The following is a 14,104-nucleotide window of genomic DNA, read 5'->3' as shown; positions in this document are numbered from 1 at the left end:
GCTACTCGCGCAGCACCGCTCCCATCCTCGACGCGGCAAGTGCGACGGCTGCGGACTTCGCCTCGGTCGCCTCGGCTGCCGTCAGGGTGCGGTCGGTGGCCCTGAACCGGAGCGCGAAGGTCAGCGACTTGCTGCCATCCGCAATTCCGGTGCCGCGGTAGTCGTCAACGAGCGACACGTTCTCGAGCAGGTCGCCAGCACCTTCGACGAGCAGCGCGAGCAGTTCGCCGGCACGCACCGCCTCGGGCACGACGAGCGTCAGATCCTGGGTCGCGGCCGGGAACGACACGATCGGCGTCGGCGCGATCTCGACGGCGCCGAGCTCGATGAGCGCGTCGAGATCGAGCTCGAGCACCGCCACCACCCTCGGCAGGTCGAGCTCTGCCGCCAGTGACGGCAGCAATTCCCCCGCGTAACCGACCACACGATCGCCCGAGCGCAACTCCGCGGTTCGGCCCGGGTGCATGGCCTTGTGGGCTCCCGTGGTGACGGTGAGCGGAGACGCAAGCACAGCGGCGAGGTGCTGAGCCGCGCTGATGGCGTCAGACAGCCCGCGCTGGATCGACGACTGACCGGGCTGCTTCGCTACGGCGTCACCCACGAAGAGCGCGGCGACGTGCCACGGCTGTGCCGGGATGCTGCCGCGCAGTTTCTCCAGCAGCTCGGCCGACGGAAGCTCGTTGCCCGCGGGCAGCGTGTCCACGCCATAGGTTCGGCCGGATTCCGGAAGGAACACGGTGCCGACCTCGAAGACGGCGAGGTCGGTGAGACCGCGCGACAAGTTGCGCCTGGCGACCGAGATCAGACCGGGAAGCAGCGAGGTGCGAAGCAGCGCGGCCTCGGAGTCGATGGCGTTCGCCAGCGCCACCGCGGGCACTGCTCCCGTCAGCGGTGAACCGAACAGGTCGTTCGACGCCTGGCTGAGGAACGGGTAGGCCAGCACCTCGGTGAGACCCGCGGATGCCAGCGACGCCGACGCAGATCGGCGCAGTCGCTGCTCGCGCGTGAGTCCACGCCCGGGAGGAGCCACCGGCAGCACCGAGGGAATGCGGTCGTAGCCGACAATGCGGGCGACCTCCTCGGCGAGGGTGGCGCGGTCGGTGAGGTCGGGACGCCAGGTCGGTGGGGTGACCGAGTGACCGCCGGTCGTGGCATCCACCGCACACCCGATGTCGACCAGTGATGTCGTGATCTCGTCGGGGCTGAACTGCACTCCGATGAGGCCTTCGATGTAGCCGTCGGCCAGCTCGATGGGCGTCGGCGCAACCGACGTGTCGAGCACAGAGCCGAGCTCGTCGGCGGTTCCCGCGCCCAGTTCGACCAGCAATTCGACGACCCTGGCGGCAGCGACCTGCGCGATCGCCGGGTCGACTCCGCGCTCGAAGCGACGGGATGCTTCACTGGGCAGCTTGTGGCGCCGGGCCGTTCGCGCGATCGAGGTCGGATCGAAGTTCGCGGATTCGACCAGCACGTTCGTCGATGTCGTGTCGATCTCGGTGGAGGCTCCACCCATCACACCGGCGAGCCCGATGGCACCAGAACCGTCGGTGATGAGCAGGTCTTCTGCCGCGAGGGTGCGCACCTTGTCGTCGAGGGTGGTGAGGGTCTCACCCGCGGCCGCCCTGCGAACGATGATGCCGCCCGAGAGCTTGTCGAGGTCGTACGCGTGGGTCGGCTGCCCCAACTCGAGCATCACGTAGTTGGTGATGTCGACGGTCAGCGAGATGCTGCGGATGCCGGCGAGCCCGAGCCGGGCGATCATCCAGGGCGGAGTCGGCCTGCTGGCATCGATGCCGCGCACGACCCGGGTGGTGAACACGCTTGCGCCGATCCTGCCGCGAATCGGGGCAACGTCGTCGACGGTGACCGAGAATCCGGTGCCGGCCACCGGCGAGGAGGCGAGAGCCGGGTCGCGGAAGGTTGCGCCGGTGGAGTGGGAGTATTCGCGGGCGATGCCGCGAATCGAGAACGCGTAGCCGCGGTCGGGGGTGACGTTGACCTCGACGGCGAAGTCGTCGAGACCGAGCAGCGGTACGGCCTCGGCACCGACCACCGGATCGAGCCCGAGGCTCTTCAGCAGCAGGATTCCCTCGTGCTCATCGCCCATACCGAGCTCGCGGGCAGACGCCATCATCCCGTCCGACACGTGACCGTAGGTCTTCCGCGCCGCGATCGGGAACGGTCCGGGAAGAACCGCACCCGGAAGGGACACGACGACCTTGTCGCCCACGGCGAAGTTGTGCGCCCCGCAGACGATGCCTCGAGGTTCGGCTTCGCCGACATCCACCTGGCACCAGTTGATCGTTTTGCCATTTGACTGCGGCTCTGACGTGAATTCGAGCACCTGGCCGACCAGGATGGGGCCGCTCAGGTCGAAGTCGTGAACGTCTTCTTCCTCGAAGCCGACCTTCACCAGGGCCGCATGAATCTGCTCATGAGTGACGTCGAGCGGGATGTCGACGAACTCACGCAACCAACTGATCGGAACGCGCATCAGACCACCATCCCAAACTGCTGAGAGAAGCGGATATCGCCCTCGACCATGTCGCGCATGTCATTCATGTCGTTGCGGAACTGCAGGGTGCGCTCGATACCCATACCGAACGCGAACCCCTGATACACCTCGGGGTCAATGCCTGCTGCGCGCAGCACATTGCTGTTGACCATGCCGCACCCGCCCCACTCGACCCAGCGCGCGCCGCCCTTGGCGTTCGGCTGCCACACGTCCATCTCGGCGCTCGGCTCGGTGAACGGAAAGTAGTTGGGGCGAAGACGAATCTGGGCGTCGTCGCCGAACATCGCCCGTGCGAGGTGTTCGAGCGTGCCGCGAAGGTGCGCCATCGTCAGGCCCTTGTCGATCGCGATGCCCTCAATCTGGTGGAACACCGGCGTGTGGGTGGCATCGAGTTCGTCTTTGCGGAAGACCTTGCCAGGAGACACCACGTAGACCGGCAGATCGCGTGTCAGCAGCGACCGGATCTGCACGGGGCTGGTCTGCGTGCGCAGCACCAGGTGGCTGTCGACCGGGTCGACGAAGAACGTGTCCTGTTCGCTGCGCGCCGGGTGATCTTCGTCCATGTTGAGAGCGTCGAAGTTGAACCACTCGTTCTCGAGTTCAGGACCCTCCGCGATCTCCCAGCCCATGGCGATGAAGACGTCGCTCATTCGTTCCATGAGCAGGCTGAGCGGATGCCGCGCACCGGCGTTCCAACGGGATGCCACAGCCGTGACATCCACCGCCTCGTCGGCGAGACGCTGGTTCTCCTCGGCGACCGCAAGCTCCGCCTCGCGGGGTGCAAAAGCCTGGCCAACCCGGGCTCTGGCCTGTCCGACCAGTTTTCCGGCTGCCGCGCGATCCGCCGGATCGAGTGTCTTGAGGCTGCCGTTTAACCGCGCGAGCGGGGAGGACTCCCCCGCGTGCTCGGCGCGAGCGGCTCGCAATTCGGACATCGTCGTGGCTGTGGCGACTGCGGCCAAAGCGGCATCGACGGCCGCCGCTACGGCGCTTTCGGTGATGGGGGTGGATTCTGGCACAACACCAAAGTTTAGTCAGGCTACGGCGTGTGCCCTGCGTCGTTGTCTTTCCCGGCGCGCGTTTCGCTCGCACCCGCGATTCCGGCGCCACCCAGCTGGGCGATCACTTTCTCGATTCGCCTGGTTTTCGCGCCGCCTCGGCCCGAAGCCGTTCGACGGGCCACCAGCCTCGCGATCCACGACAGGGCCATGTTCACGGTGAGGTAAACGGCCCAAACCACGAAGAACAGGGTGAAGAGGTAGGTGGCGCCGAACGTTGTCGGCCCCTGCTTGAGAACGACGTTCAGAAGCTCCTGGTACCCGAGGATGAACGCAAGCGAGGTGTCTTTGAGCAACACAACGAGCTGGGCGATGATGATGGGCAGCATCTGGCGGAATGCCTGCGGGTACTCGATGGAGAATCGCGTCTGCAGCGGAGTCAGGCCGACCGCGAGTCCAGACTCGCGCTGGCCCTTGGGCAGCGAGGCAATCCCCGATCGCAGGGCCTCGCCGATCACGGCACCGTTGTACACGGCGAGGGCTCCGACACCGGCCCAGAACTGGCCGGTCGAGAACACCAGCAGCACGAAGAACATCATGAGCAGCACGGGCATCCCGCGCAGGAACTCGATCAGCACGATCGCGGGGATCCGGATCGCCGCTGTCATGGCGGTACGTGCCATGGAGAGCAGGATGCCGACCACCATGGCGAGTACCGCGGCAACGCCCGCCATCTGCAGGGTCGCGGAGAGTCCACGCCAGATCGTCCGGTAGAGGGCGAGGTCGCCCAGGATGTCCCACCTGCTGGCGTCGAAGATACCGGGCTGGGCTACACCGCCCGCATTGATGCGGGGCTGTGAGAGGAAAATGAAGATCGCAATCAAGCCCCCGAGGATCAGCGCACCGCCGATGATCGAGAGGATGAGCGAGAGACGCCGGGCCTTCGGGCCGGGTACGTCGTAAAGAACGTTTGTCATCGGCGCGCCATGACCCTTCGCTCGAGGTAGTTAGCGGCCTGACCGAGCGGCACCGTGATGACGAGATAGAACACGGCGACCGCGAGCAGGATTGCCACCGTCGCGTTGCCGTTGAACTGGATCACCTGACGCGACACGGCCACCAACTCGAACACGCTGAAGCCCGCGGCTACCGAGGTGTTCTTGGTGAGGGCGATCAGGACGTTGATGAGCGGAGGAATGACCATCCGGAGGGCCTGGGGAAGGATGACCAGGCTGAGGGTCTGGCCGAACCCGAGCCCGATTGCCCTCGCCGCTTCGGCCTGCCCCACCGAGACACCGTTCACGCCCGACCGCACCGCCTCGGCGACGAAGGGTGAGGTGTACAGGGTCAGGCCGATGGTGGCCGCGGTCGTGAAGTCGAAGCGCACTCCAAGTTGCGGCAGCACGAATGCGCAGAAGAACAACACCAGAGTGAGCGGGGTGTTTCTGAGGATCTCGGTGTACACCGTCGCAAACCCGCGAAGGGCCGGAACGGGTGAGATTCGTAGCGCCGCAACCAGGGTGCCAATAATCAGTGCCCCGATGCCAGACACGACAAGAAGCCGAAGGGTCACCAGAAACGCGTCGATGAACTTCGGGAAGTTCTCGATGATGGCATCCATGTGTCTCCTTTCATGTCGTGTGCCGACTGGGGAAGTGGCTCACCCTGTAAAACAGGATGAGCCACTTCAACCGTGATGCGCCTTAGCGCGACTCTAGTAGCGGTTCACTGCTGGCGGGTCGGGAAGCGGAAGCTCGGCTCCCGCAGTCTTCTCCCACGCAGCGGCCCACGTGCCGTCGCCGTATGCCTCTTCGAGCACGTCGTTGATGAACATGCGGAAGTCGGTGTCGTCCTTTGCAAGACCGATACCGTACGGCTCCTCGGTGAAGGGGTTACCCACGACCTCGAATTCACCGCCACTGTTCGCAGCGAGCCCCGCGAGGATCACGTTGTCGGTCGTGAGAGCGGCAACTGTACCCGCGCTCACCAGCGGCAGGCACTCAGCGTAGCCACCGAGGGAAGTGATCTGGTCGGTGTACTCGGCGATGTTCTTCTCGGAAGTTGAACCGGCAACGGTACATACCGGCTTGCCGGCGAGATCGTCCGGTCCGTTGATTCCGCCGGGGTTACCGGCAAGAACCAGGATGTCCTGGCCTGCGTTGTAGTACGGACCGGCGAAGGAGATGACTTCCTTGCGCTTGTCGTTGATCGTGTATGTCGCAACAACGATGTCGACCTGGCCTGACTCGATGAACGGCTCACGGTTCGCGGAGACGGTCTCCGTCCAGGTGATTCCACTCTCGGGGATGCCGAGCTTGGCTGCGATGAGCTTGCCGATCTCGACGTCGAATCCCTGCGGGTCGCCGCTGCCGTCGACCTGGCCGAAGAGAGGCTGGTCGAACTTGGTGCCGATCGTGATCTTTCCGGCTTCGTTGAGTGCTGCCATCGTGGAGCCGGCCTCGAACGAGACCTCTGCCTCTGGCGCGACCGTCTCGTCGGCGGTTGGTGCCGAAGAATCGGTGCAGGCGCTAAGCGCAAGCACTCCGGTAAGTGCGATGGCTGAGATCATTAGACCCTTTTTGAGTCTCATGGTTTCCTCCTGGTTGCTGTGTTTCTTAGCCCACTGGCTAGTGGGTAAGTACTTTCGAGAGGAAGTCTTGCGCTCTCGGGCTCTGGGGGTCTGTGAAGAACTTCTCGGGGGTGGCTTCTTCCACGATCTCGCCGTCCGCCATGAACAGCACTCGTTCCGCTGCCTTGCGGGCGAATCCCATTTCGTGGGTGACAACGACCATGGTCATACCCTCTTTGGCCAGCCCGACCATGACGTCCAGGACTTCGTTGATCATTTCTGGGTCGAGCGCTGAGGTCGGCTCGTCGAACAGCATGACCTTCGGGTCCATCGCGAGCGCGCGTGCGATCGCGACTCGCTGCTGCTGCCCGCCCGACAGCTGGGACGGCATCTTGGCGGCCTGGTTTGCCACCCCAACACGATCCAGCAGCTCCATCGCCCGCTTCTCAGCGTCAACTTTCGAGCGTTTGCGCACCTTGATCTGCCCGAGCGTGACGTTTTCGAGGATCGTCTTGTGGGAGAAGAGGTTGAACGACTGGAACACCATTCCGACATCGGCGCGCAAATGCGCGAGGGCTGCACCCTCGGCGGGGAGCGCCTGACCATCGATGGTGATCGTGCCGTCGTCGATGGTCTCGAGGCGGTTAATCGCCCGGCACAGTGTCGACTTGCCAGACCCACTCGGGCCGATGACGACGACGACCTCTCCACGATGAATGGTGGTGGTGATGTCTTTCAATACGTGAAGCTCGCCGTAGTGCTTATTCACGTGATCGACGACAACCAGAGGTTCCATGACCCCACCCAACCACACCGCGTCAAGGGGGGTCAACACGACACGGACGTTCGTAACCGACGCGTGACTCCGCGGAAACTCGCGATTTGTGCTAGACCGAGCGCTGGGCGAACGCGCTCTCGTACAGGCACACCGACGCGGCTGTCGCGAGATTCATCGATTCGGCGTGTCCGTATATAGGAACGGTGATCGCGCGGTCGGCGAGAGCGAAATGTTCATCAGACAAACCACGGGCCTCGTTGCCGAACAACCAGGCGGTCGGACCGCTCAGCGTGCCCGCGGTGCGCTCCGCCAAAAGATCGACACCCTTGATGTCGGCCGCAATGATCTGGAGTCCGGCATCCTTCGATTTTTCGATCACTGACTCGACGTCGGCGCCCACAGCGACGGGAATGTGGAACAGGGAACCGGTGGTCGCCCGAACCACCTTGGGGTTGTAGAGGTCGACGCTGCGACCCGTGAGAATTACCGCGTCTGCTCCGGCCGCATCCGCAGCCCGGATGATCGTGCCGGCGTTGCCGGGGTCGCGTACCTCCTCGAGGATCGCGATGAGCTTCGGCTCACCCCCGAGGATGTCTTTGAGGGAGGTGGGGAACTGCTTGCAGACGGCGATTACGCCCTGCGGGGTGACGGTGTCCGCCATGGCGTCGATGACAGCCTCTGTGACGAATTCGAGCTCAAGCCCGACCTCAGCCGCCATCCGTGAGATGGCGCCGTACCGTTCGGACGCCGTCGGGGTGGCGAAGAGTTCGACCAGCAGCTCGGGCCGGAACTCCAGAGCCTCCGAGACTGCTTGTGGACCTTCCAAAAGAAAAAGCCCGGTCTCGGACCGGGCATCCCTCCTGGACAGCTTGGCAACGGCTCTGACCCGGGGGGAACGTGGATTGTCAATCATGGTTCAAGTTTAGAGCGCGCTGGAGCTAAAAGAATCGCGCCAGCGATTCCGCAGGGTCGTGACGAAGTCACACCCGTGCCAGCGCCGAAGGAGCCCGCGACTGAGGTTAAAAACAGAAACCCCGAGCCGAAGCCCGGGGTCTCTGATGGTAGTGCGTTGGAACTAGGCGTTCACTCGCGGTGCGCTCGTGTCGGCCGGCAGTGCTGCCTTCGCGGTTGCGACGATCGCAGCGAACGTCGCGGGCTCGGTGACCGCAAGGTCAGCGAGGATACGACGGTCGACCTCGATGCCAGCCAGGTTCAAGCCCTGGATGAGGCGGTTGTACGTGAGGCCGTTTGCGCGTGACGCAGCGTTGATGCGCTGGATCCACAGGCGACGGAAGTCACCCTTGCGGGCACGGCGGTCGCGGTACGCGTAGACGAGGGAGTGAGTGACCTGCTCCTTGGCCTTGCGGTAGAGGCGCGAACGCTGGCCACGGTAACCCTTGGCACGTTCGAGGATGACGCGACGCTTCTTGTGGGCGTTTACTGCCCTTTTTACTCTTGCCATTGTTCTGTTTCCTGACCCTTACTTACCGAGAAGCTTCTTGATGACCTTGGCGTCCTGCGGAGCAAGGACCTGTTCCTGGTTCAGTGAGCGCTTGCGCTTGCCGCTCTTGACTTCCAGGTTGTGTCGCATGCCGGACTGCTGCTTCATAACCTTGCCGCTACCGGTCAGCTTGAAGCGCTTCTTGGCACCGGAGTGCGTCTTCTGCTTAGGCATCTTTTTCCTCTTCTTTGGTTGATACTGCTGCTGCCACCGGGGCGGGAGCCGCCTCGGCTACGTCTGGTGTGCTCGGGGCTGCAGTTTTGGCTGCACCGTCCTGAGCACGTGCTGGCTTGTTGGCCACCTTGCGAGCGTCAGCCTCGGCTTTCGCCGCAGCCTTCGTCTTGTGGGGGCCGATCACCATGACCATGTTGCGACCGTCGATCATCGGGGTCGATTCGACGGAACCGAACTCCGAAACATCTTCGGCAAACCTCTGGAGCAAGCGCACACCCTGATCTGGGCGGGACTGCTCACGGCCGCGGAACAAGATCATGGCTTTGACCTTGTCGCCTGCCGCGAGGAATCCCTCGGCGCGCTTGCGCTTCGTTTCGTAGTCGTGGGTGTCGATCTTCAGGCGGAAACGAACCTCTTTGAGGATCGTGTTCGCCTGGTTGCGACGAGCTTCTTTGGCCTTCTGGGCCTCTTCGTACTTGAACTTGCCGTAATCCATGATCTTGGCAACGGGAGGCTTGGAATTGGGAGCAACCTCAACCAAATCCAGGTCGGCCTCCACAGCCAGACGAAGAGCGTCTTCGATACGGACGACACCGACCTGCTCGCCGTTGGGGCCAACAAGACGGACCTCCGGAACGCGGATTCGGTCATTGGTACGGGGATCGCTGATGCGTGTTCTCCTTCTAGTACGTGTGGTCGCGACGGTTGTCGCACGGCACGGAAAGAGAAAACTTCACATGATGCACCCTGCTATTCGCCCAGCGCTATCACTGTCATTCGCATGACAGTGCACCGATCGAACGGGGTGTAACTACCCGGTAACCTTGAGAAGCGGTTGACAGGTGGGAGAATCTCCACTTTCGTATCCGGGGCAAGCCCCGGGAGCCTGTAGAAGAATAGCAGATACCGCGCCAAACAACTAAGGCCGAACGCTAAGGGAAATATGAGCGACGCACGTTTCGACACGGACAACGAGATCAGAGACATCTCTGAGGTGCCAGCGGTCGAGTTGATCAACACTGTCGTCGTGCATTTCATGAGCGCTGCTGCGGTCAAACTGGGCCTGTCCGATAACCCGGATGCGTCGGCAGACATCGACCTCGACGAAGCACGCAAACTCATCACCGTGCTCGCCGGCCTGGTCGTCGCTGCCGCACCGGAGATCGGCGACCAGCATGCGCGGCCCCTGCGCGATGGACTGCGGTCGCTGCAGCTCGCCTTCCGCGAAGCATCGACGTTCCCGGATGCCCCCGGCAAGGGTCCAGGCGAGAAGCTCACCGGCCCCGTCAACTGACTGCGGAGCTATTGCACGCTGACCAGTTGCAGCGCCAGCGAATCGACGCGGGTGGCAATGAGTTCATCCTCCGCCCAGCGTTGCTGGAGTCGGGCTACCACGTCGTCGAGCGCCTTCCGGTCGAGCCCCGGCACGAGCGACAGCTGCACGATCAACTCGGGCCCGGCAAGCCTCGCACCGGCGTCACCGGGGGCGAGCTGCACCGCAGCGACCGAGGGCTCGGGCTCTGCGGCATCCATGAACGCTGACAATACGTCGGTGTCGAGGTAGCTGGGCAGCCAGGGTTGTGACTGCGCGAGCGCCCACAGCGCGGGACGTCTCAACGCGAATTCGGTGACGCTGGTGGGATCGAGCACGACGAGATCGGTGCTTTCGCTGGCCGCGGCCAGTGCCACTCGCGCCACCGTGGCCGGCACGGGTCGAGCCGCAGGGTTCCACGCAGACATAGCGGCGACGGAAGTGAAGGCCGGCAGCACACTTCGACCATCCGGCCCCATCACCGTCACGATCGACAGCTCCTGGCTCTTGTCGATGGCATGACCGTGCTCGCTCGTGCCGAGCTCCCCTGCCACGGCGACCAGCGGAATGAGCAGTCGCGCGTCGCGCAATGCATCGACCACCTCAGACTCGCCGAGTTCGCCAGCGCGAAAACGCCGGAGGGCCTCGATGAGCTTTTCCGGTGCCGAGCCGTCATCCGCAGACGGCTCACTGGCGGCAAAGCTGCGACCAGCCCATGGCACGCCCGCCGAATCGCTCATTCCACTACTTGGATGCTACGTCGATGGCCTCAACGAGAGTGAAGGCCTTTGCGTACAGCGCCTTGCCGACGATCGCACCCTCGACACCGAGAGGAACGAGCTCGCGCAGGGCGGCGATGTCGTCGAGGTTCGCGACTCCACCCGATGCGATGACCGGGCGATTGGTGCGATCAGCGACCTGGCGGAGCAGTTCGAGGTTCGGGCCCTTGAGGGTGCCATCCTTGGTGACGTCTGTCACGACGTAACGGCAGCAGCCCGCCGCCTCCAGCCTGTCGAGGACAGTCCAGATGTCGCCACCCTCCTGGGTCCAGCCGCGGGCGGCCAGAGTGGTTCCGCGAACGTCGAGTCCAACGGCGATGGCCTCGCCATACTCGGCGATCACGTGAGCCGCCCACTCGGGGTTCTCCAGTGCTGCAGTGCCGAGGTTGATGCGCTTGGCGCCCGTCGAGAGTGCCGCCTCCAGGCTGGCATCGTCCCTGATTCCGCCAGACAACTCGATGTTCACCCTCTTGGGAGTGTTCTTGATGACCTTGCGGATGACTGCGTGGTTGCTTCCGCGACCGAAAGCAGCATCGAGGTCAACGAGGTGAATCCACTCGGCGCCCTGATCCACCCATTCCTGGGCGGCGTCCACAGGATTGCCGTAGCTGGTCTCGGTGCCGGCCTCGCCCTGTGTGAGACGCACGGCCTTGCCCCCAGCCACGTCGACGGCGGGCAGGAGAACCAGCCCTGGGCTCTTTGCGAACTCACTCATAGTGTCTCCAGCCAATTCTTCAGAAGTCGGATTCCAGCTTCACCAGACTTCTCTGGGTGGAACTGTGTTGCGGTCAGGGGCCCGTTTTCGACGGCGGCAAGGAATCTGCCACCGTGTTTCGCCCACGTGAGCTTAGGCTGCGGGAACGGATCGTGCACCTCGAGCGTCCACTCCTGGACGGCATACGAATGCACGAAGTAGAAACGCTCGTCTCGAATTCCCTCAAAGAGCTCCGTGTCTTCGGGCGTTTCGACGGTGTTCCACCCCATGTGGGGCAGGATCGGGGCATCCAGCTGGGTGACCACGCCGGGCCACTCCCCCAGTCCGGGCGTGTCGTTGCCGCGCTCGACGCCGTGCTCGAACAGCACCTGCATGCCCACGCAGATGCCGAGCACTGGCCGGCTGCCCGTGAGGCGCTTCTCAACGATCGCACCGCCACGAACCGCGGCCAGCTGCCTGGCCACGGCCTCGAAGGCACCGACACCGGGCACGAGAAGGCCGTCGGCGGATTCCGCGACGGAACGGTCTGAACTCAGGGTGACATTGGCACCGGCCAGCTCGAGCGCTTTCGCGGCCGAGTGGACATTACCGGAGCCGTAGTCGAGGATGACGACGGAGGGGTTGATCACGTCAGAGCGCACCCTTAGTCGAGGGGATGCCGCTGACACGGGCATCCGGTTCAATCGCAATGCGCAGTGCGCGGGCGAACGCCTTGAACTCAGCCTCGGCGATGTGATGTGGGTCACGCCCACCCAGAACGGTGATGTGCACCGTCAAACCGGCGTTGAATGCGATCGCCTCGAAGACGTGTCGCACCATTGATCCGGTGAAGTGACCGCCGATCAAGTGGTGCTCGAACCCCACCGGCTCTCCGGTGTGCACCAGGTACGGACGGCCGGAAACGTCGACAACGGCCTGCACGAGAGCCTCGTCGAGAGGAACAAGCGCGTCACCGTATCGCGAAATTCCGGCCTTGTCGCCCAGCGCCTGCTTGAGCGCAGTGCCGAACGTAATGCCGATGTCTTCGACGCTGTGGTGAACGTCGATGTGCGTGTCGCCGGTGGCCGCAACATCAAGGTCGATGAGTGAGTGCTTCGAGAGCGCGGTGAGCATGTGATCGAAAAATGGCACTCCGGAATTGATGGTGGAGGTGCCGGTGCCGTCGAGATCGATGCTCAGCTCGATACTGGACTCGCTTGTCGACCGGCTCAGGCTGGCCGTGCGGTGTGCAGTCATCCTTGAATCCTACCGACCCCGTCGGCCACAGACTGCGTCGAGTGACCCTTGAGGCTCGTCAGCGCATCGAGGAAGATCTCGGTCTCCTGTTCGGTGCCGGCCGACACCCGCAGGTGATGCGGGATGCCCACATCCCGAATCAGAATTCCCTGTTCAAAGAGCGCCTCGAAGGTGGCGTGAGGGTCGGCGACCCCACCGAAAAGCACGAAGTTCGACTGACTCGGCAGCGGGCTGTATCCCAGCGAGGGAAGGGTGGCGATGATCAGGTCGCGCTGTGCCTTGATGTCATCGACCATGGCGAGCATCTCCGGCGCATGGGCGAGCGCAGCGACAGAGGCCGCCTGCGTGAGAGCCGAGAGGTGATAAGGCAAACGCACCAGCCGCAACGCGTCGGTGATTGCGGGGTCGGCAGCCAGGTAACCGAGCCGAGCGCCGGCAAAGGCAAACGCCTTGCTCATGGTGCGCGAAATGATCAGCCGCGGCCGCCCCTCCAGCAGGGTCAGCGCGGTGTCACCGTCAGCGAATTCCGCGTAGGCCTCATCGATCAGCAGGATGCCCGGAGTCGCGTCATACGCAGCAACGATGGTCTCGAGCGCGAGTGCGGTGCCCGTGGGATTGTTGGGCGAGCACAGGAACACGATGTCGGGCTGTTCCCGCTCGATCGCGGCCACCACGGTCTCTGGCGAGATCGCGTAGCCGGAATCGCGCTCAGCCGTCACCCAGCGGGTTCCCGTCGCGTTGGCGATGATCGAGTGCATGGAGTACGTCGGAGGGAAGCCGAGAACACTGCGACCGGGTCCGCCGAATACCTGCAAAGTCTGCTGCAGGATCTCGTTCGAACCGTTGGCCGCCCAGATGTTGTCTGGGGTGAGTCCGTGGCCCAGATAGGCCGCCAGCGACTCCCTCAAATCGGTGAACTCGCGATCGGGATACCGGTTCACACCCATCACCGCTATGGCGAGTGCCCTGACGATGTCCGTCGCCACCGCTTCCGGGATGGCATGGGTGTTTTCGTTGACGTTCAGCTGGATCGGGACGTTCTCCTGGGGAGCCCCGTATGGGCTGAGGCCACGCAGGTCATCGCGGATCGGAAGATCAGAAAGGCTAGTCACCCGACAAGCCTATGCGTGTTGCGGGAGGCGCTATTTCTGCGCGGACTGCGCCTGGGTGTACTGCGCGGGAATCGCGAGTTCCTGGCCGGCGAACACGTCTGAGGATGTCAACTGGTTGAGCCGAACGATCTGATCGATCACGTCACGGGGGTCTGCCGTCGGTGCGAGCTCACCGGCAAGATGCCACAGCGTCTCGCCCGATGTCACGGTCTCGTACTGGAAGTCGACATTCGACCCTTCCAGGGAGGCCGTCGCTTGACCGCCGTTGAGCGCGATCATCATGGCAACGATGACGAGCGGTGTTGCCACGATGGCGGTCAGCACTGACCTCCCGCGCTGGGTCATCTTGAGTCGCGGCTGGTTCGACGCCGTGCTGAACGTGGTGGGTGTCGCAATTGCGGTGCTCATCATGTGC

At 63.7% G+C, this 14,104-nt stretch carries 17 protein-coding genes; 1 reads left to right on the top strand and 16 read right to left on the bottom strand.

Features of this window, described 5'->3' with window-relative positions; genetic code table 11:
- Position 1: 1 nt before the first annotated feature.
- From pheT to infC, 10 genes are all read right to left on the bottom strand, one after another.
- On the bottom strand, positions 2-2,494 hold the full coding sequence (gene pheT / locus QMG83_RS06305; RefSeq protein WP_283504476.1) for a phenylalanine--tRNA ligase subunit beta: 2,493 nt from the start codon (positions 2,492-2,494) through the stop codon (positions 2-4).
- Positions 2,494-3,534, bottom strand: a complete 1,041-nt coding sequence (gene pheS / locus QMG83_RS06300) for a phenylalanine--tRNA ligase subunit alpha (RefSeq protein ID WP_283504475.1) — start codon at positions 3,532-3,534, stop codon at positions 2,494-2,496. Before pheS ends, pheT begins: the two co-directional genes overlap by 1 nt.
- A gap of 20 nt (positions 3,535-3,554) precedes the next feature.
- Positions 3,555-4,490, bottom strand: coding sequence for an amino acid ABC transporter permease (locus QMG83_RS06295; RefSeq protein ID WP_283504474.1), 936 nt, complete (start codon positions 4,488-4,490; stop codon positions 3,555-3,557).
- Positions 4,487-5,134 carry an amino acid ABC transporter permease gene (locus QMG83_RS06290; protein WP_283504473.1) on the bottom strand — a complete coding sequence of 216 codons (648 nt, stop codon included), beginning with the start codon at positions 5,132-5,134 and terminating at the stop codon, positions 4,487-4,489. The genes QMG83_RS06295 and QMG83_RS06290 overlap by 4 nt, the downstream gene beginning before the upstream one ends.
- 93 nt (positions 5,135-5,227) lie before the next feature.
- Entirely contained in the window at positions 5,228-6,103 is an 876-nt protein-coding gene (locus QMG83_RS06285) for a glutamate ABC transporter substrate-binding protein (protein ID WP_502948999.1), read from the bottom strand.
- Positions 6,104-6,140: 37 nt separating this feature from the next.
- Positions 6,141-6,878, bottom strand: coding sequence for an amino acid ABC transporter ATP-binding protein (locus QMG83_RS06280; protein ID WP_502948998.1), 738 nt, complete (start codon positions 6,876-6,878; stop codon positions 6,141-6,143).
- A 91-nt stretch (positions 6,879-6,969) separates the two neighbouring features.
- On the bottom strand, positions 6,970-7,773 hold the full coding sequence (locus tag QMG83_RS06275) for a TrmH family RNA methyltransferase (protein WP_283504471.1): 804 nt from the start codon (positions 7,771-7,773) through the stop codon (positions 6,970-6,972).
- Positions 7,774-7,935: 162 nt separating this feature from the next.
- Positions 7,936-8,322: a 50S ribosomal protein L20 gene (gene rplT, locus QMG83_RS06270; protein WP_199281850.1), complete on the bottom strand. Its 387-nt coding sequence runs from the start codon at positions 8,320-8,322 to the stop codon at positions 7,936-7,938.
- Positions 8,323-8,340: 18 nt separating this feature from the next.
- Positions 8,341-8,535 carry a 50S ribosomal protein L35 gene (gene rpmI, locus QMG83_RS06265; protein ID WP_283504470.1) on the bottom strand — a complete coding sequence of 65 codons (195 nt, stop codon included), beginning with the start codon at positions 8,533-8,535 and terminating at the stop codon, positions 8,341-8,343.
- Positions 8,528-9,205, bottom strand: a complete 678-nt coding sequence (infC, locus tag QMG83_RS06260) for a translation initiation factor IF-3 (protein ID WP_283504546.1) — start codon at positions 9,203-9,205, stop codon at positions 8,528-8,530. The genes rpmI and infC overlap by 8 nt, the downstream gene beginning before the upstream one ends.
- A 273-nt stretch (positions 9,206-9,478) precedes the next feature.
- Here infC and QMG83_RS06255 point away from each other — a divergent pair, with 273 nt between their 5' ends.
- Entirely contained in the window at positions 9,479-9,829 is a 351-nt protein-coding gene (locus QMG83_RS06255) for a DUF1844 domain-containing protein (RefSeq protein WP_283504469.1), read from the top strand.
- Positions 9,830-9,837: 8 nt separating this feature from the next.
- Here QMG83_RS06255 and QMG83_RS06250 read toward each other — a convergent pair whose 3' ends face one another.
- The 6 genes from QMG83_RS06250 to QMG83_RS06225 are packed head-to-tail and all read right to left on the bottom strand — an operon-like array spanning position 9,838 to position 14,100.
- The gene (locus tag QMG83_RS06250; RefSeq protein ID WP_283504468.1) at positions 9,838-10,587 is read right to left on the bottom strand and encodes an SseB family protein; all 750 of its coding nucleotides are present in this window, start codon (positions 10,585-10,587) and stop codon (positions 9,838-9,840) included.
- 4 nt (positions 10,588-10,591) lie between these two features.
- The gene (gene priA / locus QMG83_RS06245) at positions 10,592-11,341 is read right to left on the bottom strand and encodes a bifunctional 1-(5-phosphoribosyl)-5-((5-phosphoribosylamino)methylideneamino)imidazole-4-carboxamide isomerase/phosphoribosylanthranilate isomerase PriA (protein WP_283504467.1); all 750 of its coding nucleotides are present in this window, start codon (positions 11,339-11,341) and stop codon (positions 10,592-10,594) included.
- Positions 11,338-12,015 (bottom strand): imidazole glycerol phosphate synthase subunit HisH, encoded by a 678-nt coding sequence (hisH, locus tag QMG83_RS06240; RefSeq protein ID WP_283504466.1) that lies wholly within the window; start codon positions 12,013-12,015, stop codon positions 11,338-11,340. The genes priA and hisH overlap by 4 nt, the downstream gene beginning before the upstream one ends.
- The gene (gene hisB, locus QMG83_RS06235) at positions 11,972-12,577 is read right to left on the bottom strand and encodes an imidazoleglycerol-phosphate dehydratase HisB (protein WP_283504465.1); all 606 of its coding nucleotides are present in this window, start codon (positions 12,575-12,577) and stop codon (positions 11,972-11,974) included. The genes hisH and hisB overlap by 44 nt, the downstream gene beginning before the upstream one ends.
- A complete protein-coding gene (locus QMG83_RS06230; RefSeq protein ID WP_283504464.1) occupies positions 12,574-13,689 on the bottom strand; it encodes a histidinol-phosphate transaminase in 1,116 nt (371 codons plus the stop codon). The genes hisB and QMG83_RS06230 overlap by 4 nt, the downstream gene beginning before the upstream one ends.
- 30 nt (positions 13,690-13,719) lie before the next feature.
- On the bottom strand, positions 13,720-14,100 hold the full coding sequence (locus QMG83_RS06225) for a LysM peptidoglycan-binding domain-containing protein (protein ID WP_283504463.1): 381 nt from the start codon (positions 14,098-14,100) through the stop codon (positions 13,720-13,722).
- Between the last annotated feature and the right edge of the window lie 4 nt (positions 14,101-14,104).

Source organism: Salinibacterium sp. G-O1, assembly GCF_030063305.1.
In the GTDB taxonomy this organism is placed as follows: domain Bacteria; phylum Actinomycetota; class Actinomycetes; order Actinomycetales; family Microbacteriaceae; genus Rhodoglobus.
Note: the sequence above shows the minus strand (reverse complement) of the source record. Positions and strands in the feature narration are given on the sequence as shown.